Origin of the sequence: Edaphosphingomonas haloaromaticamans (genome assembly GCF_001853345.1) — a bacterium.
Taxonomy (GTDB): domain Bacteria; phylum Pseudomonadota; class Alphaproteobacteria; order Sphingomonadales; family Sphingomonadaceae; genus Sphingomonas_E; species Sphingomonas_E fennica.
In genome coordinates, this window is the sequence record NZ_MIPT01000001.1 from 4,088,924 (window position 1) to 4,110,677 (window position 21,754).

Here is a 21,754-nt window from a genome sequence, read left to right on the forward strand (position 1 = left end):
CGATGAACCTCACGCCCCGCGAAAAGGACAAGCTTCTGGTGGCGATGGCCGCGATCGTCGCGCGCGGCCGGCTCCAGCGGGGCGTGAAGCTCAACCATCCCGAAGCGATCGCGCTGATCACCGAACATGTCGTCGAAGGCGCGCGCGACGGCCGCAGCGTCGCCGATCTGATGGCGAGCGGCGGCCATGTGCTGACCCGCGATCAGGTGATGGAGGGCATATCCGAGATGATCCACGACGTGCAGGTGGAAGCCACCTTCCCGGACGGCACCAAGCTCGTCACCGTCCACAGGCCGATCCGGTGACGGCGGGGCCCGCGCCCTCAACGCCCCACATCCATCATGCCGGACTTGATCCGGCATCCATTGCCGCTGCGCTGGAATTTCGGACGGAGCGGCAATGGGTCCTGACTTTCGTCGGGATGACGGAAATGGCGCGCGGGGCCGCCGCATGATCCCCGGCGAGATCATCCCCGCCGAAGGCGACATCGTCCTCAACGCCGATCGCGTGGCCATCACCCTTGTCGTCGCCAATAGCGGCGACCGGCCGATCCAGGTCGGCAGCCATTATCATTTCGCGGAAGCCAATCCCGCGCTCACCTTCGATCGCGCCGCCGCGCGCGGCCACCGCCTGGATATCGCGCCCGGCACCGCCATCCGCTTCGAGCCGGGGCAGAGCCGCGAAGTGGCGCTGATCCCCTATGGGGGCCGCCGCATCGTGATCGGCTTTCGCGGCGAAGTGATGGGGGGGCTCTGAATGCCGGTCACGCTCACCCGCCGGGCCTATGCAGGCATGTTCGGCCCCACCGTCGGCGATCGCATCCGGCTGGGCGATTCCAGCCTCCTCATCCGCGTCGAGGAGGACCGCACCGTCCATGGCGAGGAGGTGAAGTTCGGCGGCGGCAAGGTGATCCGCGACGGCATGGGCCAGAGCCAGGCCAGCCGGGCCGAAGGCGCCGCCGATACCGTCATCACCAATGTCGTGATCCTGGATCATTGGGGGATCATCAAGGCCGATGTCGCGATCCGCGACGGCCTGATCGCGGCGATCGGCAAGGCCGGCAATCCCGATACCCAGCCCGGCGTCGACATCGTCATCGGGCCGGGGACGGAGATCATCGCCGGCGAGGGCCGCATCCTGACCGCCGGCGCGATCGACGCGCACATCCATTTCATCTGCCCGCAGCAGGCGGAGGAGGCGCTGAACGCCGGCGTCACCACCATGCTTGGCGGCGGCACCGGCCCCGCGCACGGCACGCTCGCCACCACCTGCACCCCCGGCCCCTGGCACATGGAGCGGATGTTCCAGGCGCTGGAGGCGATCCCGATGAATTTCGGCCTGTTCGGCAAGGGCAATGCCAGCCGGCCCGATGCGCTGGTGGAGATGATCCTGGCCGGCGCCTGCGGCCTCAAGCTGCACGAGGATTGGGGCACGACGCCGGCCGCGATCGATTGCTGCCTGTCGGTGGCGGACGAGATGGACATCCAGGTCACGCTCCACACCGATACGCTCAACGAAAGCGGCTTCGTGGAAAGCACGATCGCCGCCTTCAGGGGCCGCACCATCCACGCCTTCCATACCGAGGGCGCGGGCGGCGGCCATGCGCCGGACATCATCCGCGTCGCCGGCCTGCCCAACGTGCTGCCTTCCTCCACCAACCCGACGCGCCCCTACACCGTCAACACGCTCGACGAGCATCTCGACATGCTGATGGTGTGCCATCATCTCGACCCCCGCATCGCCGAGGACGTGGCCTTCGCAGAAAGCCGCATCCGCAAGGAGACGATCGCCGCGGAGGATATCCTCCACGATCTCGGCGCCTTCTCGATGATGTCGTCGGACAGCCAGGCGATGGGCCGGGTCGGCGAAACGATCATCCGCTGCTGGCAGACGGCGGACAAGATGAAGGGGCAGCGCGGCCCCCTTGGCACCGACGATGCCGATGCGGACAATTTCCGCGCCCGCCGCTACATCGCCAAATATACGATCAACCCGGCGATCGCCCACGGCATCAGCCACATCGTCGGATCGATCGCGGTGGGCAAGCTCGCCGATCTGGTGCTCTGGTCCCCGGCCTTCTTCGCGGTGAAGCCCGATATGGTGATCAAGGGCGGCAGCATCGCGGCGGCCCCGATGGGCGATCCCAATGCCAGCATCCCGACGCCGCAGCCCGTGCATTATCGGCCGATGTTCGGCGCGCTTGGCCGGGCCAACACCTTGTCTTCGCTCTTCTTTGCGTCCGGCGCATCGATCGATGCCGGAATTCGCAATCGATATGGCCTTTCGCGCCCCTTTGCTGCGGTGCACAACACCCGTGGGACCATCGGAAAGGGGGCCATGATCCTGAACGACGCAATGCCGCATATCGAGGTCGATCCCGAGACCTACGAGGTCCGCGCGGACGGCGAGCTGCTGACCTGCGAGCCGGCCCGCACCCTCCCCTTCGCCCAGCGCTATTTCCTGTTCTGAAAGGATCGTGATGCAGACGGCGGAACGGATCATCGCACGGGGGGAGTGGGACCCGGCCAGCGCGTCCGATCATATCGCCCTCGATCATGACGAGCGGCACCGCCGCCGCTTCCGCTATGTCGCGAAGGGCGGCACCGCCTTCCTGCTCAACCTGCCCCGCGCGGCGGTGATCGGCCATGGCGACGCGATCGCGCTGGCGGACGGGCGCCTGATCGCCGTCACCGCCGCGCCCGAGCCGCTGATGGCGGTGCGCGCGGGGCCCGGCATCGGCCTGGTCCGCCTCGCCTGGCATATCGGCAACCGCCACCTGCCGGCCGAAATCCAGGCCGACCGCATCCTGCTGCGCGAGGATCATGTGATCCGCCACATGCTGGAGGGGCTGGGCGCATCGGTGGATGCGGTCCACGCGCCCTTCACGCCCGAACAGGGGGCCTATGCCAGCGGCGGGCACGGCCACGACCATCATCACGGCGACGGCCACCATCACGATCATGCCGCGCCACCCGGACGGGAGCGCCACCACCATCACCATGCTCACTGACGGCGCCCTTCAGCACCTGCTTGCCTGGACATCGCCAGCCTATCCGGTCGGCGCCTTCACCTACAGCCACGGCCTGGAAACGGCGGTCGACGATCAGCGGGTCCGCGATGTGGCCGGCCTCGCTTTTTATATCGAGGCGGTGCTCGCGCGCGGCGGCGGCTGGGTGGATGCGGTGCTGTTCGGCCATGGCTGGCGCACCGCCGCCGATCCGCAGGCCTTCGATGAGGTGGCGGCGCTGGCCGCCGCCTTTCGCGGCAGCAGTGAAACCGCGCTGGAAAGCCACCAGCAGGGCCGGTCCTTCCTCACCGTCACCCGCCGCGCCTGGCCGCATCCCGCGCTCGACGGTTTCGCCGGCCGCTGGGGCGATCGGCCGATCGCCCATGCCGTGGTGCTGGCGCTGGCCTGCGCCGCCCACGGCGTCCCGCTGGAGCCGGCGCTCCATGCCTATCTGCACGGCACCGCCGCCAACCTCGTCTCGGCCGGCGTGCGCCTCGTGCCGCTCGGCCAGACGGACGGGCAGATCGCCACCGCCCTTCTCGCCCGCAGTATCCCGCCGATCGCGGCGCGGGCCATCGCCACCCCGCTCGACGATCTCGGCACCGCCGCCCCGCTGCTGGAACTGGCGTCGATCCACCACGAAACGCTCTACACAAGGCTGTTCAGATCATGACCATGGCCGCCCTCGCCCCCCATGTCCACGGCCCGCTCCGCATCGGGATCGGCGGCCCCGTGGGATCGGGCAAGACGGCGCTGACCGACCGGCTCTGCAAGGCGATGCGGGACGATTACGATATCGCCGCCATCACCAACGACATCTACACGCGCGAGGATGCCGAATTCCTCACCCGATCGGGCGCGCTTGTCCCCGAAAGGATCATGGGGGTGGAGACCGGCGGCTGCCCGCATACCGCGATCCGCGAGGATGCCAGCATCAACCTCGCCGCCGTGGACCAGATGGCGGCGCGCTTCCCGGGGCTGGAGGCGATCTTCATCGAAAGCGGCGGCGACAACCTGGCCGCCACCTTCAGCCCGGAGCTTGCGGACATCACCATCTACGTGATCGACGTTTCCGCCGGCGACAAGATCCCGCGCAAGGGCGGCCCCGGCATCACCCGATCCGACCTTCTGGTCATCAACAAGATCGATCTCGCCCCGCTGGTCGGCGCGAGCCTGGNGGTGATGGACCGCGACGCCCGCAAGATGCGGGGCGCCCGCCCCTTCCTGTTCACCAACCTCAAGGACAATATCGGGCTGGACGAGATCATCGCCTTCATCGTCCAGGCGGGCGGGCTGCCGGCAAGGCGGGAGAGCCGATGAACCAGCCCGCCTACATCTACCGGGAAAAGCGCCTCTACAACAAATGGGCGGCCAGCCAGACGCTGGAGGATTATGCGCTGCGCTACACGGCGGACAGCGCGCGGCGCTGGTCGGCGGGGCGGGTGGCGAACACGGCGATCGGGGCGACGGCCTTCCTGGCCTGCGAGGCGATCGGGGCGACGATCACGCTGGCCTACGGCTTCGCCAACAGCGTCGCGGCGATCGCGGCGGCGGTCGCGCTGATGTTCGTGATCGGCTTCCCGATCGCCTATCAGGCGGCGCGGCGCGGGCTCGACATCGATCTCCTCACCCGGGGCGCGGGCTTCGGCTATCTGGGCTCCACCATCACCTCGCTGATCTACGCCTCCTTCACCTTCCTGCTCTTCTCGGTCGAAGCCAGCATCATGGCGGTCGCGCTGCGCGCCATGTCGGGCATCCCGATGAGCCTGGCCTATGTGCTGAGCTCGCTCGTCGTCATCCCGGTCGCGCTCTACGGCATGAGCGCGATCACCCGCTTCCAGTTCGTCACTCAGCCCATCTGGGTGATGCTGCAACTCGCACCCATCGGCTACATCCTCTGGCTCGGCCAGCCCGCGCTCGATGAATGGAGCCGCTTCGCCGGCCAGTTCGGCGCGCCGGACGGGGAGGTCAGCCTCCTTTATTTCGGCCTGGCCTTCTCCACCCTCCTCTCGCTGCTGCCGCAGATCGGCGAGCAGGCGGATTATCTGCGCTTCCTGCCCGCGCGCGAGAAAACGGGGCGCACGCGCTGGTGGCTGGCGATGATCGCCGGCGGGCCGGGGTGGACGCTGATCGGCGGCGCCAAGCTGCTGCTGGGCTCCTTCCTCGCCGATTATGTGCTGCGCCACGGCGCGACGGCCGCGCAGGCGGCCAGCCCGACGGACCTGTTCCTCACGATCTTCACCGCGATGACGAGCCATTCTGGGCTGGCGCTGGTGCTCACCGGCATCTTCGTCATCACGTGCCAGCTCAAGATCAACGTCACCAATGCCTATGCCGGGTCGATCGCCTGGTCCAACTTCTTCGCCCGGCTCACCCACAGCCACCCCGGCCGCGTCGTCTGGCTGATCTTCAACGTCGTCCTCGCGCTGATCCTGATGGAGATCGGCATCCTCGACGCGATCGAGGGCATCCTGATCCTCTACGCCAACATCGCCGCCGGCTGGATCGGCGCGCTGGCGGCGGACCTGATGATCTCCAAGCCGCTCGGCCTCTCGCCGCGCGGCATCGAGTTCAAGCGCGCCCACCTGTTCGACATCAACCCGGTGGGCGTGGGCGCGATGACGCTGTCGATCGTCGCCTCCACCGTCTCGCATGTCGGCCTGCTGGGCCCGCTGCCGCAGGCGTTCGCGCCCGCCATTGGGCTGGCGATCGCCTTCGTCGCCGCGCCCGCCATCGCGCTCGCCACCCGCAGCCGTTATTATATCGCGCGCCGATCGACATTGCCGGCCAAGGCGGAACGGCGCTGCATCATTTGCGAAAACAGCTTCCAGCCGGACGATATGGCCCATTGCCCGGTCTATTCGGCGCCGATCTGCTCGCTGTGCTGCACGCTGGAGGCGCGCTGCCACGATCGCTGCAAGGATCGCAGCCGCGCGACGGAGCAGGTGTCCCACTGGCTCGAACGCCTGCTGCCGACATCGCTCGCGGCGCAGGTGCACACCCCCGTCGGCCATTTCATCGGCGTGCTGGCGCTCATCAACCTGTGCAATGCGCTGGTGCTCGGCGTCATCCACCGGGAGTTCGCGCGGCGCATGGCCGATGGCGGGGCCGCCATCGCGCCGGTGCTGCTCGCGGTGTTCTTCGCCTTCGCTCTGCTGGCCGGCATCGCCGCCTGGATCATCGTCCTCGCGCACGAAAGCCGCCGCGCCGCCATGCAGGAAACCCAGCACCACATGCAGAAGCTGGTCGAGGAGATCGCCTCCCACGACGTCACCGACCGCCAGCTCCAGAAGGCGAAGGAGGCCGCGGAGTCCGCCAACGCCGCCAAGAGCCGCTACCTCGTCAGCGTCAGCCACGAAATCCGGTCCCCGCTCAACTCGATCTACGGCTATGCCCAGCTTCTGGAGCGCGGCAGCGACGTGCCCCCGGTGGAGGCCGCCCGCGTGATCCGCCGCAGCGCGGAGCATCTCACCAACCTGGTCGAAGGGCTGCTGGATATCTCGCAGGTGGAAAGCGGCATCCTGCGCGTCAGCCGCGATACGGTGCGCCTGCCGCCCTTCCTCGATCAGCTCGCCAACATGTTCCGCCCGCAGGCGCAGGCCAAGGGCATCGCCTTCGTCTACGAACGGCCGGAACGGCTGCCCGAATTCGTCCACACCGATCAGAAGCGGCTGCGCCAGATCCTGATCAACGTGCTGTCGAACGCGATCAAGTTCACCGAAGCCGGCAAGGTCGGCTTCAAGGTCAAATATCGCAGCCAGCTCGCCACCATCGAAATCGCCGATACCGGCATCGGCATCGATCCGCGCGATCTGAAGCGCATCTTCGATCCGTTCGAACGCGGCAGCAATCCCGGCGCGCACCGCCAGCAGGGCGTGGGCCTCGGCCTGTCGATCACGCAGGCGCTGGTGCAGATATTGGGCGGGGAGATCACCGTCAGCAGCGAACCCGGCAAGGGCACCCGCTTCGTCATCCGGGTGATGCTGTCCCAGGCGGCGGCGGGCGCCGCGCTGCCCGACAGCCCGAGCGGCGACACCGTGACCGGCTATGTCGGCCCGCGCCGCTCCATCCTCCTCATCGATGACGATCCCACCCAGATCGCGGTGCTGCGCAACCTGCTCGAACCGCTCGGCTTTCCGGTCTATACCGCGCTCGACGGCGAAAGCGGTACCATGCTCGCCGCCCAGGTCCGGCCCGATCTCGTGCTGCTGGACATCACCATGCCGGGATTGTCGGGCTGGGAAACGGCCCGCCTGATTCGCGAGGCGCATGGACCGGCGATCCGCATCGTCATGGTTTCCGCCGACGCGCACGAATATCGCCGCGGCGGCGACGGGCAGGATGCGCACGACATGTTCCTGATCAAGCCGGTCGAGCTCAACACGCTGCTCGATACCATATCCGACCAGCTCGATATCGAATGGACGAGCGGCACCCCCGCACCCGCCACGGCCGACGCGGGCGAAGGCGGTTCGGCCGATGCCCTGCCCGAAGCGGCGCAAGCCTATCTGGTCGAGCTGGAGCAACTCGTCCGTATCGGCCATGTCCGGGGGATAGAAAGGAAAATACAGGAATTCGAGGCCGCCGTGCCCGAGGCCCGGCCGATGACGGGGCATTTCCTCGCCTCGCTCGACCGCTTCGACCTCAAGGGGCTGGGGGCGATGATAAAGACAAGGTTGAACGATGGTCGCTGATCTTGCCCATGAAACCGTGCTCGTCGTGGACGACACGCCCGAAACGCTGCGCTTCCTCACCGACACCATTGATCGGGCAGGCATGACGGCGCTGATCGCCACCAGCGGCGAGGGCGCGGTCGATCTGCTCGCCCATGTCACCCCCGGCCTGATCCTGATGGATGCGGTGATGCCCGGCATGGGCGGCTTCGAAACCACCCGCGCGATCAAGCGCAACGCCGCCTGGGCGCATATCCCGGTGATCTTCATGACCGGCCTCACCGAAAGCGAGCATGTCGTCCATGCGCTCGACGCCGGCGGGGTCGATTATGTCCGCAAGCCGATCGTGGTGGAGGAACTGCTCGCCCGCGTCCGCGTCCACCTCGCCAACGCGCGGATCTCCCATGGCAGCCAGATCGCGCTCGACGCCACCGGGCGCCACCTCCTCGCCGTCGACGAAGCGGGCGGCCTCGCCTGGGCGACGCCGCAGGCCGGCCGGATGCTGGCCGATATCGATCCCGCGTGGGACAAGGAGGCCGGCGCCCTGCCCGATCTCCTCCGCCCCGCGATCGCCCGGCTGCTGGCGGACGACAATGGCAGCGGCGCCGGCATCAAGCTCGATCTGCCGGGCGCCACGCTCGAACTGGTGCTCGTCACCCGCGCGCGGCGGGACGAGACGCTGGTCCGCCTCAACCTGATCCGCGACGGCGCCGATATCCAGCGCCTGCAGGATCGCTACGCCCTCACCCAGCGCGAGGCGGAGGTGCTGCTGTGGATCAGCTACGGCAAGCCCAATCGCGTGATCAGCGAGATCCTCAGCATCAGCCCACGCACCGTGAACAAGCATCTGGAACAGATATTCGAAAAGCTCGGCGTCGAGACGCGCGCCGCCGCCGCTGCCTTCGCGGTGCGCACCATCGGCAACTGACCCGCGCGGCGGCGGTCAGGAGCCGCTCCCGGACACCTCGTCCGCGAGGCGCCTGCTGTCGGCCTTGAGCGCATCCATGGCCACCCGGCGCAGCGCATCGACCCCGACCACGTTCAGATCCTGCGCCAGCCCGGCTGAGCACCGATCACCCGGACCCGGTGCGGGGCCTACATCACCTCGAACAGGCCGGCCGCTCCCATGCCGCCGCCCACGCACATCGTCACCACGACATGCCGGACGCCCCGGCGCCTGCCTTCGATCAGCGCGTGCCCGACCATCCTGGCGCCCGACATGCCATAAGGATGCCCGATCGCGATGGCTCCGCCATTCACGTTGAGGCGTTCGTCGGGAATGCCGAGCGTGTCGCGGCAATGGAGCACCTGCACCGCGAAGGCCTCGTTCAATTCCCAGAGCCCGATATCGTCGATCGCAAGATCGAACTTCTCGAGCAGCCTAGGAACCGCCAGGACCGGGCCGATCCCCATCTCATCCGGCTTCGTCCCCGCCACGGCCATGCCGACATAGCGGCCCAGAGGTTGCAATCCGCGGCGCTCGGCGGTGCGCGCTTCCATCACCACGCAGGCCGATGCGCCGTCCGAAAGCTGGCTGGCATTGCCGGCGGTGACGGTTCCGCCGGGGAAGACGGCCTTCAGGGCGGACAGGCCCTCGATCGTCGTATCGGGGCGGTTGCCCTCGTCCCGTTCCAGATGCACCTCGCGGACGCTCGTTTCACCGCTGGCCTTGTCCACATGCCGCATGGCGGTGCGCACCGGAACGATCTCGGCATCGAAGCGGCCTTCCGCCTGGGCACGCGCCGTGCGCTGTTGCGACTGGAGCGAGTAAGCGTCGCATGCCTCGCGCGGGATGCCGTAACGCGCCGCCACCGTCTCGGCGGTCTCGAGCATCGACATGTAGATGTCGGGCTGGGCGGCAGCCAGCCTGGGGTCCTGATCGACGCGCAGATCGGGGGTTTGGACCAGCGAAATCGATTCGACGCCGCCGGCGACCACCACGTCCATCCGGTCGACGATCACCTGCTTTGCCGCCGTCGCGATCGTCATCAGGCCGGAGGAGCATTGGCGATCCAGCGTCATGCCCGATACCGAGACCGGCAGGCCAGCGGCCAGCGCGGCCGTCCGGCCGATGGTCTGCTGGAAGCCCTGGGGCAACGAACAGCCGAGAATACAATCCTCGACCGCCCCCGGCTCCACGCCCGCCCGCTCCACCGCCGCCGCAATGGCATGGGCGGCAAGGGTCGGAGAGGGCGTGGCGTTGAAGGCACCGCGATAGGCCCGGCCGATCGGGGTGCGGGCGGTGGAAACGATGACGGCGTCGCGCATCACTGGCGGAGCGCTACGACGAGGTTTTCGTTGCCCGCGCTGGCAAGCTCGCGTTCCGCCTGGAAGAAGCCGTAGGGGGGAACCATCTCACCCGTGCGATCGGTGACGGCCTGCCAGCCCGAAAGCAGGCGATCGCCCGCATCGGCCCCGGCACCGACATAATGGCCGCGCGTAAGCGTGATGTTCGCCGCGGCGAAATGGCCGGCGCCCGCGCAGAGCACCGTGCGCGTGGGCGCATCCTCGCCCGCCAGCGCCAGAAGCGCCGGGCTCACCAGCGACGGATCAAGCAGTTCCAGGCTGTCATCGGAAAGAACCCCGTGCGTCATCTGAGTTGCCGCCGTCGGCGCAAGGGCGTTTACCCGGATGCCATATTTCTCGCCTTCGATGGCGAGCGTCTGCATCAGGCCGACCTGGGCCATCTTGGCGGCGCCATAATTGGCCTGCCCGAAATTGCCATAGAGGCCCGAAGACGAGGTCGTCATCACGATCCGCCCGTAACGCTGCGCCCGCATCGGCTCCCAGACGGCCTTCGAGCAGATCGCGGCGCCCATCAGATGCACGTCGACGACGGCCCTGAAGTCATCCATCGTCATCTTCGCGAAGCTCTTGTCGCGGAGAATGCCGGCATTGTTGACGAGAATGTCGACGCGGCCCCAGCGGGACAGAATATCGTCAACCATGGCGAGAATGGCCGCCTCGTCCGTGACTGAAGCCGCGACCGGTATCGCCTCGCCCCCGCCAGCCGCGATTTCCGCAGCGACCTTGCCGGCGCTTTCCTGCGACATGTCGTTGACCACGACCTTGGCGCCGAGACGCGCGAGATAAAGCGCATGGGCACGCCCCAATCCCCCACCCGCGCCCGTGACGATGGCAATTCGACCCGCAAGATTCATGGCACTCTCCCTTCTTGCGGAAGGGATTAGCGCATGGGATATTCACTATCAAGTGAGCGAATGAAATTCACGCCGCTCGAAACGCCGGTGCCGCTTCCTCGCCTGCCGTCATCGCCCCTGGCCGCAGATCTGCAGGAAACCCGCCGCCATGAAGGAAGCCATGCGTTCCTTCACGGCGACGAAATCGTCGGATTTGCACAGGCCGTGAGAGAGCTTGTCGATACGCCCCGTGCGCGCGAGCGTGAGCATGAGAGCACCGGTAACGAACTGATACCCCCAGAAAATATCCTCCTCGCTGCAATCGGGCAGCGCCTTCTTCAGAAGGTCGATCAATCTGAGCACGACGGGATCGAAGTGGGTGTCCATCAACTCGGCGCCCCATTCGGGCGTATTCGCCACCTGCGCGCCCAGCGCGGCGTAGTTTTTCCACGCCTCGCCACCCTCGATATAGAGGTCGAGGTCCGTATCCAGAAAGGCGCGGAGCGCGCCTTCCACGGTCGGCCTGTCGCCGCACGCTTTCTCATATTGATCGAGCGCGTTCATGCGCCGCTCGCTCGTCACGACGGCGCGACGGGCGAACACGGCATGGAAGAGCTTGTTCTTGTCCTCGAAATAATAATTCAGCAGCGTGTGATGGACGCCGACCTTCTTCGCCACGTCCTTCAGCGTGACCCCGTAGAGCCCATGTTTCGAAAAGAGATATTCGGCAGCATCAAGGATCTGCTCGATTGTCTCGGCGCGTTGCTCGGCCTTTTTCGACCGCTTGGGGGCTTTCACATTCTCTTGCACGAGAATGTTCTTCGGGGATAGGCGCGCAGGCGTCAAGGCTGGAGAACAAGGCGGGAAAGTCAGGCCCCGCCATATTCGCTTTGGAGGCGCAATTTATCGATCTTGCCCGTTGCGGCCAGCGGCATGGCGGACAGGCGGACGACCGCGTCGGGAATCCACCAGGGCGCAACCCGGCCAACAAGCGCGCCCAGCAGCTTTTCGTCGGAAACCTGCTGATCCTCGCGCATCTCGACCAGGAGGATCGGGCGCTCGCCCCATTTCGGGTCCGGCCTGCCGATGACGGCCGCGAGCGACACTTCAGGCAGGGCGCCCACGACCGCCTCGATTTCCGCCGGATTGATCCACTCCCCGCCCGATTTGATGAGGTCCTTGGCGCGGCCGGTGATGATCAGCTCACCATCGGCGGTCAGCTTCGCCAGGTCGCCCGTGGCGAACCAGCCGTCGGGATCCGTGGCGGACCTGTCGTGGCCGAAATAGCGTTCGATCACCGCTGCGCCGCGGACGCGAAGATGCCCCTCCGTTTCCCGTTGCGTCGGAAGCGCCCGTCCCTCCGCATCGGTGATGAGCAGATCGACACCGATCGCCGGCTTGCCCGACGCCGTCGCCTTGCGCGCGGTATCGCCCGGCACCGCCACCGTGCCGGAGGGAGAGAGTTCCGTCATGCCCCAGCTGGTCTGGATTTCGACGCCCAGCCGGCGTTCGAGCCGCTCCATGAGCGCGGGCGCCATCGGCGCGCCGCCGACGATGATCCGTTCGAGGCTCGGCAAGGCGCCGCCTTCGGCCTCGAGATGCTCGAGCAATCCCAGCCAGACCGTGGGCACGCCCACGCCGATCGTGACATCCTCGGCCGCGATCAGCCGCGCGAGGCTGGCGCCGTCGTTCCGACGTCCGGGCAGGACCAGCTTGCCGCCGGTCGCCGGCAAGGCGAAGGGAAGGCCCCAGGCATTGGCATGGAACATAGGCACGACGGTCAGGACGCTATCCCGCCCGGAAATCGCCATCACATCGGCCTGCAGCAGCCGCAGCGTGTGCAGGAAGCTGGAACGGTGCGTGTAGGTCACGCCCTTCGGCGATCCGGTGGTGCCGGACGTGAAACAGAGACCCGATGGCGCCGTTTCGGCGAAGCCGCCCCAAACGACATTGCGCGGCGCCCCCTCGATCAGGGATTCGAGGCGGGAAATTCCGGGCGCGTCCCCGCCATCGCCATCGATGACGAGGATATGCTGCACGACCGGCGCGCGTTCGGCGATGCGGGCCGCCAGCGGCAGCAGGTCCGCGCTGGCGATCAGCAACGGCGCTTCCGATTGCGCGACCATGGAGGCCAGTTGCGGCGCGGTAAGGCGCGGGTTGAGCGTGTGGCACACCGCCCCCATGCCCATGACGCCATACCATGCCTCGACATGCGCGCGGCTGTTCCACGCGAGCGTGGCGACCCGATCCCCGAAGCCGATGCCGAAGCCCGCCAGGATCGAGGAGACCGCCAGGGCCCTGTCCCTGACCTCGGCATAGCTCAGCCGGTCGATCGTGCCGTCGTCGCGCGCCGTGACGATCTCGCTTTCCGGGTGCCATTTGGCGGCATGGTCCAGGAACTTGTCCAGCGTCAGCGGATAGTCCTGCATGCTCCCCTGCCTCACTGGCAATCTCCGCTCTTAGCCGGGAGGACGGGGGAGGCAACGCCGGTATTCCAGTTCCAGGCGAGATTGCCGGCCGCGCGCCGACGGCAGACCGTGGCCTCGTGCAGGGCATACATGCTGGGGAACAGATAGGTGCCGGGCTGCGGCTTTCCGGCAAAGGCCATATAGTGCGCGCCGTCGCCATAAGGCTGCCAGTCCGGCTGGCCCGGCGCCGTGGGGCGGCCGGTCGTGGCGAAGGAGGCCCAATAGGCCATCATCGCATCGGACAGGCGGCGTTCCGCCAGCGTGTCGGGAATCTTCGGCCAGAAAGCCGGCGTCTGGCGGGCCATGCCGAACACATAGGGAAGCTCGGCCGCATGGAAGGCGTGCATTCCGTTCTCGTCCGCCGCCGGATAGCCGTGATCGAACAGATAGAGGTAGGAATCCGTGCCGGCCCTGGCCTGCTTGATGGCGAGCCGGGTCGAGGTCCAGCCGTAGAGCGCGTCCCGCGTGGTGGCCAGCATGCTTTCGGCCACCGATGTCGCGGGGTAGAGCCGCAGGAACTGATCGGCGAGATCGCCATATCGGCCGCGGATCGCCTCCTCATAGGCCGCCGCATCGGCGGGCGCGGGCGGCAGCAGGAAACGCAGCGTCCGGATTTCCCCGCTGTTGAAGCCCGCCATCAGCGGGACGCGCGCCTGCTCGCCGCGATCGAAGGTGTCGACGAGCTGGCGGGTCAGGATCTTGCCGTCCACCACGCCCCACGGCCCATAGCCGGCGAGGATGGCGGCCTGGGTCAGCTTCTCCGCCTCCATGGCGCGCAGCCCGGCGAGGTTAGAGGCGCCGAGCGCCTGCATGACCTGGGTGCCCGCTGCCTCGGCCGAAGGGGTGCCGTGGCGCTCCGCCTTCAGTTCGGGCGTCGTGATCATATAGGCGCTCTCGGCGATCGCCTTGTGGAACAGGCCCCGGGCCCGCGGGCTCGCCATCAGATACATCACGCTGAGCGCGCCGGCGGATTCGCCGGCGATGGTGACGTTGGCGCCATCCCCGCCGAAGGAAGCGATGTTGCGCCTGACCCATTGCAATGCCGCGATCTGGTCGAGCAGGCCGTAATTGCCCGAAATGCCCTCGCCGGATTCGGCGCTGAGTTCGGGATGGGCGAGATAGCCGAGGATGCCGAGGCGGTAGTTGATCGATACGACGATCATCCCCTTGGCCGCGAGCCGGGCGCCGTCATACATCGGCTCATGGCTGTAGCCCGTGGTCAGCGCGCCGCCGTGGATCCACACGAAGACGGGGAGGCCGCGCGCCTTCTGGGGCGCCCAGATGTTGAGGGTCAGGCAGTCTTCGCTCATCCGTTCGGGCGGATTGGCATAGATGCTCTGCGCGCGGGGCCGGGGCTGCACGCAGGCCGGGCCGAAGGCGCGCGCATCGCGCACGCCCTGCCATGCCGGCAGTGCCACCGGCGCCTTCCAGCGCAGATCGCCGATCGGGGCGCGGGCATAGGGAATGCCGCGGAAGACATCGACCTTGCCGGCCTCCATCCCTTCGACGGCGCCGTCGGGCGCCCGCACGACGGGTCCGGCATCGGCCGCGCCGGCGAGGAGAAAGGCGCCGAGAAGGAAAATGGGGGCACGCCGAAACATGCGCATCAAAGGTCTCCGGCTTCTTGCGCGGCGCGGCGGATGGCCCGCGCCAGCATGAAAAAGAGCAGCACCGCCAATCCGTAGAATGGCACGAGGGTGAGGAAGGCGAGCTGCAGCGAATTTTCGGGATGGGCGGCGCGGAACCAGTCGCTGGCGGCGCCCAGATAGGTCGGGCCGAGGCCCAGCCCGATCAGGTTCATGACGAGCAGGAGCAGCGCGCCCGCCATCACGCGCTCGTTGGGGCGCACCTCTTCCTGCACCAGCGCGACGGCCGGTGAGAGGTAGAAATAGTTGAGCGCCATCGGGATGACCGCCAGCAGCATCGCCATCCGCCAGCCCGGCGCCAGCACGAAACCGACGAAGAACGGGACCGCGAGGATCAGCCCGACGGCCGGGATGAGGGCGTAGGCCCGCTTGTCGCGCGACGCCAGCCGATCGACCAGCCGGCCCGAGAGGAAGATGCCGCCCCCCATGGAGACGAGGATGAGCAGCGAATACCACAACGCCACCTCCTCCATGGTCATGCCCTTCTCCTCCATCAGGAGCAGCGTGGCGAAATTGGCGGTCGCATAGGTGATGAACTGGTTGGCTCCCGTGGCGAGCGCCACCAGCCGCAGCACCGGATTGGCGAAGAACATCCGGCAGGTCGCCATGAACGGCGCCATGGATTGCGGGCCCTGCCCGGCGGCGGGAGCATCGAGACCGCCGCGCACCGGCTCGCGAACCGTGAGCCACACGATCAGAGCCGTCACGACACCGACCGCGCCAAGCACCAGGAAGGCGTCGCGCCAGCTATAGGCGGCGGCGATCGACGCGCCGAACGCGACGCCGAGCGCATTTCCCAAGGGCGGGCCGAGATTGTAGAGGCCGAGCGCCGTGCCGCGCGTGCCGGGACGGAAATAATCCGAGATGATCGCATAGGAAGGCGGCACGCCGCCCGCCTCGCCGATGCCCACCGTCATCCGGGCAATCGCCAGTTGCGGATAGGTGGCCGCGAACCCGCAGGCGATCGTCGCCGCGCTCCAGAGCGCGCAGGCGAAGGACAAGACGCGAACGCGGTTGGAGCGATCGGCGAACCAGGCGACCGGGATCGAGATCAGGCAATAGAAGAGCGCGAAATAGAGCCCGCTGATCAGCCCGATCTGGCCATGGCTGAGGTGCAGCTCCTCCCTTATCGGCTTCGCCAGGATCGACAGCAGCTGCCGATCCAGGAAATTGAGGACATAGACGAAGCAAAGCGCCGCCAGAACGAACCAGGCGCGAGCGCCCGGCTGCGTTCCGGCGGCGCCCCCGACCGGGTTTGCGACCCCCAGGGATTCAGATGCGCCGGCCGGCATGGGGATCAGAGCCCGTATCCGAGGCGGATGCCCACCGTTCGCGGCCGCAGCGTGCCGACCCGGCTTGCCATGAAGGCTTCGGGATGGATGTAGACGGCCGAGTGGTTGTCGAACAGATTCTCGACATAAAGCTGGGCCGACCACGCCTGCCGCTTCACGCCCAGGCTCATATTGACGTTCACATATTCGTCGGTCTGGCCGAAGGTCGCCAGCGGCAGGTTGGGGTTGCCCGGCGTGTTCGGGAAGGTGTTGTTGTACGATCCCACATATTGCACGTTCACGGCCAGGTTCGCCTTCATATCATCGGCAAGGTCGAAGCCGTAATTGCCATAGATCGCCCCCTGAAGTCGCGGCGCGGACAGGCGGTGACCCAGCACCGCGCCGGAAATGGCGGCTTCCTCGGGCGTCAGCTTGGTGATCTTCGAATCGTTATAGGCGGCGTTCAGGCCCAGATAGACGTCCTTGGCCGGGATGATGCCCATCTCCACCTCGAAGCCCTTGCTGCGGGCCGCGCCGACGTTCGTCGCGAACTGAACCGAATCCGAAACGCGGTTCGCCTGCGCCTGGATGTTGCTCCATTCGATCAGGTAGAAGGCCGCGTTGATGGTGACGCGGCCGTCCAGCCAGCGGCCCTTGGCGCCAAGCTCATAGCTTTTGAGATCGTCCGAAGTCGCGCCGTAGGGAATGATGATGTCGTTGGGGTCCACCAGGCTCGGCCGGCCCGCGAAGGCATTGACGATCGGCGCGCGGAAGCCGGTCGAGAATGTGGCGTAGGTCGTCAGCGTCTCGACCGGCTTGAAGGTGGCGCTGGCCTTCCAGGAGGGTTTCGATCCCTTGGCCTTGACCCCGGCGACCGCTTCATAAGGCGTGAACGTGTCGAAATGCCCCGGAATATTGTAGAGCGCATAGGTGAAATAGTTGTAGCCGGCCGCCGTGGCGAGATAGCCCCCAGCCTCGGTGAAGCCCTGGGCCGAAATGCGGCCGTAACGCATTCCCCCGGTCAGCCAGAAGCGATCGGAGAAGCGATAGGTCAGCTCGCCGAAGCCTGCGAGCTCCTCGCTGATCTGGTGCGTATACTGTTTCTGATAATATTGGTCCGGCAGCCCCGTCAGGTTGCGCTCCGCGAGAAACTCGAGCGACGAGCGATACAGATAGTCTACGTCGCGGCGACGGTGGAGGTAGAAGCCGCCGAGGACGAACTGGAACGGGCCGTCGAGGGTCGAGGCGAGGCGCGTTTCCTGGACGAACACCTTGTCATAGGCATTGGCATCGAGGCCGAAGGCGATCGGCGCGCCCGGATAGCTGCCCGCCGGGAACGACCCGGACAGGTCGGCGTAGAAGCGCTGGTCGAAATCCGAATAGGTGCTGGAACTGGTCAGCTTGGCGAAATCGAACTCATAGTCGATCGTCGCGTTGAGGATCGTCTGCTTGCCGGTAAAGCGATCCGGCTGATCGGAATAGCGCTTCTCCCGGCCCAGCGTCGGATCGGTGAGCGACGAATCCTTGGGATCGCTATTCTCGTAGGAACCCAGCAGGCGGATGGAGAGGCGATCGTCCGGCCTCCACAGCACGATCATGCGACCGCCATAATCGACCAGCGTGTTGGAGTTGTGGACGCCCGTCCCGACATTGTCGAGATAGCCTTCCTCGTGCCGGTAGAAGCCGACCGCGCGGACGGCGAGCTTGTCGCTCACCACCGGCACGTTGAGCATCATGTTATAGCGCTGCCGGATGGAATCCGATCCGGTCAGGCCGAGATCGACCAGCGCCGAGGTCTCGAAATCCCCGAGGTCGGGGCTCTTGGTGAGGATCCGCATCGCGCCCGACAATGAGCCCGATCCGAAAAGCGTGCCCTGCGGGCCGCGTAGGAACTCGACGCGCTCCACGTCGAAAAGATTGGGATCGACCACGGTGGTGTTGCCGATCGTCGACACCGGCAGCTCGTCGATATAGACCGCGACCGAGCTTTGCAGGTTGGCGTTATAGCCGTTGGTGGCGATGCCACGCGCGGTGAAATTGTTGAAATTCTGGGTCGGGCGGTTGAGGATGACGCCGGGCGTCTCGCGGGCGATGCCTTCGAAGCCGACGATCCCCTTTTCCGTCAGCTGGCGCTGCTGGAAGGCGGTGACGCTGACCGGAACGTCCTGGAGGCGCTCTTCGCGGCGGGTTGCGGTGACGACGATATCCTCGGCCCGGATAGCCTGATCGCCGTTGTCATGCGCCGATCCCGACGCGGCACGCTCCGCCTCGGGCAACGCATCCTGCGCCCATGCCGGAGACGCAAGCAGCGCGACGGCGACCGCGGAAACCGACACTAAGCTTCTGGTGTACATGCTTTTCCCCTCCCCTTGATGCCGTCGCTTGCCGGACGGCTTTCGATGGGAGGCACTATGCGTTGCGACCGTCAGCCTGTCAATATTCACTCTCTCGCGTGTGAATATTGACAGGCTGACGGTGTGAATCCCTATCCACGCACCGGCCAATAGGTGCAGGAGCCGGCGTTCGGCGTGCGAGGCAGGAAGCTCACCGAAGGAGACGCAAGGCCATCCGGGCAAGCGAGGAACCCAACACGGTTCCGGCAACGCGATTCGGAAAGGTTGACGCGGAAACACGCCGCGTAAGGGCCTGCCGGAAGATCAGCGGCCCTGGGCTTCGGCGTGGTGAGTATGACGCTCGGACCGGAAATGAAACCGCTTAGGGGCGCATGGGCGAGGCTAGGGCACATGCCCGCAACCGATCATTTTCGAGGCCTATCACCCTGAAATAAGGCGATGATCAATCTGGCTGGGGCGGCAGGATTCGAACCTGCGAATGCCGGTACCAAAAACCGGTGCCTTACCACTTGGCGACGCCCCAGCATCACAAGCGCGCCCTTATAGCGGGCGATCGCGGTCTGGGAAGAGGGTTCGATCAGGGGGTGAGCGATGCCTTGAAGGCGGCCAGTTTTTCGACCAGCGCCTCCGCTCCGGCGCGGTCGCGGGCGAAGTGGAGGGGGAAGAGCTCGATCTCGGTGACGCCGGCTTCCACCATCGCGCGGGCATTATCGAGCGTGCGGTCCATGTTGGGACGGCCGTTGTCGCCCTTCGCCGCGCGGGGCACGGCGCGGACCATCAGGCTGGCGGGATCGCGGCCGCGTTCCGCGAAGGCATCGCGCAGCCTGGCAATGCCTTCGGCGATCGAGGGCACGTCCGCCTGGATCGGCAGCCAGCCATCGGCATGGTCGGCGATGCGCGCGACGTTGCGTTCGCTGGGCGCGATGCCGAGCATGATCGGAATGCGCTGCTGCACCGGGAAGGGCCGGCTGTGGATGCGATCGAAGCTGACCGTCCTGCCATGATAGGCGGCCGGCGCATCGCGCCACAGCGCGCGGGCCACCTCGATCTGCTCGATCATCAGGCCGAAGCGCCCCTCCCACGGCACGCCGCTCGCCTCATATTCCTCCTTCTGCCAGCCGACGCCGAGGCCGATCGAGACGCGCCCGCCCGACAGCACGTCCAGCGTGGCGAGCTGCTTGGCCAGCAGCACAGCCGGGCGCAGCGGCGAGATGAGGATCGCCGTCTGCAGCCGCACCCTCTTGGTCGCCTGGGCGATGGCGGAAAGCAGCGCGATCGGTTCCCACCACGGCCAGTCGAGCGGCATGGGAAAGGGGCCATAGGGATAATTTTCCAGCGCCTCGCCCATCACGACATGGTCGGTCAGCGTCACCCCGTCGATGCCGATCTCCTCGGCCACCGCCAGCCAATCGATCGCGGCGCGGATATCGCCGCCGAACAGGGTTTCGAGGCCGATCAGACCCAGGCTGACGCGGATGTCGCGCTTCATATATTTGCCTTCGCGATGTGGCGCGCCGCGCGGCGGCCGGAAAATACGCAATCCGCATAGGACAGGCCGGAGACATAGGTCTGCGAGGCGATGCCCACCGCCGTGCGGCCGGCGGCGTAGAGGCCGGGGATCGGCCTGCCCTCGCCATCCAGCACCTGCCCCGTATTCTCCTCCACGCGCAGGCCGCCGAAAGTGATGACGGGCAGCGGCAGGAAGCGGCTCGCGATCGAGATGTCCATCGCGTAGAACGGCCCGGTGGCGATCGGCTGCATGTCCTCCGGCTCCTTTTCGAAGGGGTCCGGCTCCTGGCCCGCCGCCGCGCGGTTGTAGCGCGCGACCGTCGTCGCCAGCGCATCGCGATCCACGCCGATGCGATCGGCCAGCGCCGCCAGCGTCGGCGCCTTCTTGTAGTTGAACAGCAGGTTGAGCAGCGTCACATCGCGCTGGAAGGGCACCAGCACCGGATCGAAGGCCTGGCGGAAGGCCTGTTTGCGCGCGGCGGCATCATAGATCAGCCAGCCGGTGCCGCCATGATGATCGACGATATGCTCGCCCATCGTCGCGCCATAGACGGTCTCGTCGACGAAGCGTTCGCCCTTGGCATTGACGACGATCGCGTCGGACCAGGCCTTGGGCGGGTTGATGAAGCGCCAGGCGGAAACCTTGCCCATCAGCGCGGTCGATCCGCCGGCCGTCATCCCCATGACGATGCCCGATCCCTGATCGCCCAGCGTGCCGTTGGGCATGCCCGCCGCATAGGCCGGGGCATAACGCTGCACCATCTTCGGGTTCATGATGAAGCCGCCGGTGGAAAGCAGCACGCCTTCCCTCGCCCGGATCCAGCGGGTTTCGCGGCCATGCGTCTCGATGCGCATCGCCTTCTTCAGATAATGGTTGCCGATGCCGATGGTGATCGCGGCAAAGGGGATGGACGGCGGCAGCATCGCCAGGAAATGGTTGGCCCGGCGGATATATTTGGTGAAGGCGGCCGCATCCTTCGATCCCGGCGGGATCGAGAGCACCTTGAGGCCAACGACCCGGCCCGAGGCATCGATGGCGAGCTGCCGCGCCTCGGTGAGCGGGCGGAACTTCAGTCCCAGCCGGAGCGCGGAATCGCGCAGGGGATTGTAGATGCCGATGCCGACGCCCCATGCCTTCTTGCCGTTGGCGATATGGGCGCGGTGGCCGCGCGCGGCGGGCTTCGCCACCTTGCGGTAGCGGGCGACCAGCGAATTATCGGGGTGGTAGAGGAAGCGATCGAGCGGCGGATAGCTCGCCTTCTTCTTCCACACCGCGCTGTTGAGCTTGCCGCCATGGTGGAGCAGCCAGTCGACCGTGGAGACGCTTTCGTCGACGAACTTGCGCAGCGTGGAATCGGCGACGACCTCGCCCGCCTCCATCTTGAGATATTTGTACATCTCCTCGGGGCTGTCGTCCTCGCCGGCTTCCTTCTGGATCACGGTGCCGCCGCCCGCATAGAAGATGCCGCCATTGGCGGCGGTGGACCCGCCGCCTTCATAGCGATCGACGGCGATGACGGAGACGCCGCGTTCCAGCGCCTCCACCGCGGCGGCGACGCCGGCCCCGCCGAGGCCGGCGATCACCAGATCGGCCTCCTCATCCCATGCGTGGGAGGAGACGTCGTCGAGGATCAACGGATCCTCGACATCCAGGCCGACTTCCTGCGCCTTCGCCGCGACCGCCAT

Annotated in this window: 17 protein-coding genes and 1 tRNA gene; 8 read left to right on the forward strand and 10 right to left on the reverse strand. The window is 66.8% G+C overall.

Going from position 1 to position 21,754, the window contains the following annotated elements; translation table 11 throughout:
• Nucleotides 1-2 precede the first annotated feature (2 nt).
• The 8 genes from BHE75_RS18945 to BHE75_RS18980 all read left to right on the forward strand — a co-directional run bounded on the left by BHE75_RS18945 (nt 3) and on the right by BHE75_RS18980 (nt 8,608).
• Nucleotides 3-305, forward strand: coding sequence for an urease subunit gamma (locus BHE75_RS18945; protein ID WP_015458205.1), 303 nt, complete (start codon nt 3-5; stop codon nt 303-305).
• A gap of 145 nt (nt 306-450) precedes the next feature.
• Nucleotides 451-756, forward strand: coding sequence for an urease subunit beta (locus tag BHE75_RS18950; protein ID WP_070934814.1), 306 nt, complete (start codon nt 451-453; stop codon nt 754-756).
• Nucleotides 757-2,469, forward strand: a complete 1,713-nt coding sequence (gene ureC, locus BHE75_RS18955; RefSeq protein WP_070934815.1) for an urease subunit alpha — start codon at nt 757-759, stop codon at nt 2,467-2,469.
• 10 nt (nt 2,470-2,479) lie between these two features.
• A complete protein-coding gene (gene ureE / locus BHE75_RS18960) occupies nt 2,480-3,010 on the forward strand; it encodes an urease accessory protein UreE (RefSeq protein ID WP_070934816.1) in 531 nt (176 codons plus the stop codon).
• On the forward strand, nt 2,904-3,680 hold the full coding sequence (locus BHE75_RS18965; RefSeq protein ID WP_245896934.1) for an urease accessory protein UreF: 777 nt from the start codon (nt 2,904-2,906) through the stop codon (nt 3,678-3,680). Before ureE ends, BHE75_RS18965 begins: the two co-directional genes overlap by 107 nt.
• Entirely contained in the window at nt 3,677-4,327 is a 651-nt protein-coding gene (gene ureG / locus BHE75_RS18970; protein WP_070934817.1) for an urease accessory protein UreG, read from the forward strand. Before BHE75_RS18965 ends, ureG begins: the two co-directional genes overlap by 4 nt.
• The gene (locus BHE75_RS18975; RefSeq protein WP_070934818.1) at nt 4,324-7,701 is read left to right on the forward strand and encodes a hybrid sensor histidine kinase/response regulator; all 3,378 of its coding nucleotides are present in this window, start codon (nt 4,324-4,326) and stop codon (nt 7,699-7,701) included. The genes ureG and BHE75_RS18975 overlap by 4 nt, the downstream gene beginning before the upstream one ends.
• The gene (locus BHE75_RS18980) at nt 7,691-8,608 is read left to right on the forward strand and encodes a response regulator transcription factor (RefSeq protein ID WP_070934819.1); all 918 of its coding nucleotides are present in this window, start codon (nt 7,691-7,693) and stop codon (nt 8,606-8,608) included. Before BHE75_RS18975 ends, BHE75_RS18980 begins: the two co-directional genes overlap by 11 nt.
• Before the next feature lie 167 nt (nt 8,609-8,775).
• Here the strand turns inward: BHE75_RS18980 and BHE75_RS18985 are convergent, their stop codons facing one another.
• The 10 genes from BHE75_RS18985 to BHE75_RS19030 all read right to left on the reverse strand — a co-directional run bounded on the left by BHE75_RS18985 (nt 8,776) and on the right by BHE75_RS19030 (nt 21,754).
• Nucleotides 8,776-9,948 (reverse strand): acetyl-CoA C-acyltransferase, encoded by a 1,173-nt coding sequence (locus BHE75_RS18985; RefSeq protein ID WP_070934820.1) that lies wholly within the window; start codon nt 9,946-9,948, stop codon nt 8,776-8,778.
• Nucleotides 9,948-10,841, reverse strand: a complete 894-nt coding sequence (locus BHE75_RS18990; protein ID WP_070934821.1) for an SDR family NAD(P)-dependent oxidoreductase — start codon at nt 10,839-10,841, stop codon at nt 9,948-9,950. Before BHE75_RS18990 ends, BHE75_RS18985 begins: the two co-directional genes overlap by 1 nt.
• A 108-nt stretch (nt 10,842-10,949) precedes the next feature.
• Complete coding sequence (locus BHE75_RS18995; RefSeq protein WP_254684508.1) at nt 10,950-11,666, reverse strand: TetR/AcrR family transcriptional regulator; 717 nt, start codon at nt 11,664-11,666, stop codon at nt 10,950-10,952.
• Nucleotides 11,667-11,689: 23 nt separating this feature from the next.
• Nucleotides 11,690-13,249 (reverse strand): AMP-binding protein, encoded by a 1,560-nt coding sequence (locus BHE75_RS19000; protein WP_070934823.1) that lies wholly within the window; start codon nt 13,247-13,249, stop codon nt 11,690-11,692.
• Between the two features lie 11 nt (nt 13,250-13,260).
• Nucleotides 13,261-14,895: a carboxylesterase/lipase family protein gene (locus tag BHE75_RS19005; protein WP_070934824.1), complete on the reverse strand. Its 1,635-nt coding sequence runs from the start codon at nt 14,893-14,895 to the stop codon at nt 13,261-13,263.
• Nucleotides 14,895-16,226, reverse strand: a complete 1,332-nt coding sequence (locus tag BHE75_RS19010; RefSeq protein ID WP_070934826.1) for a spinster family MFS transporter — start codon at nt 16,224-16,226, stop codon at nt 14,895-14,897. Before BHE75_RS19010 ends, BHE75_RS19005 begins: the two co-directional genes overlap by 1 nt.
• A gap of 5 nt (nt 16,227-16,231) precedes the next feature.
• The gene (locus BHE75_RS19015) at nt 16,232-18,559 is read right to left on the reverse strand and encodes a TonB-dependent receptor (protein WP_070934828.1); all 2,328 of its coding nucleotides are present in this window, start codon (nt 18,557-18,559) and stop codon (nt 16,232-16,234) included.
• 448 nt (nt 18,560-19,007) lie between these two features.
• Nucleotides 19,008-19,082: transfer RNA gene (locus BHE75_RS19020), tRNA-Gln, on the reverse strand.
• Between the two features lie 54 nt (nt 19,083-19,136).
• Nucleotides 19,137-20,048 carry a TIGR03619 family F420-dependent LLM class oxidoreductase gene (locus tag BHE75_RS19025; protein WP_070934830.1) on the reverse strand — a complete coding sequence of 304 codons (912 nt, stop codon included), beginning with the start codon at nt 20,046-20,048 and terminating at the stop codon, nt 19,137-19,139.
• Nucleotides 20,045-21,754, reverse strand: a complete 1,710-nt coding sequence (locus BHE75_RS19030; protein ID WP_070934832.1) for an FAD-binding protein — start codon at nt 21,752-21,754, stop codon at nt 20,045-20,047. Before BHE75_RS19030 ends, BHE75_RS19025 begins: the two co-directional genes overlap by 4 nt.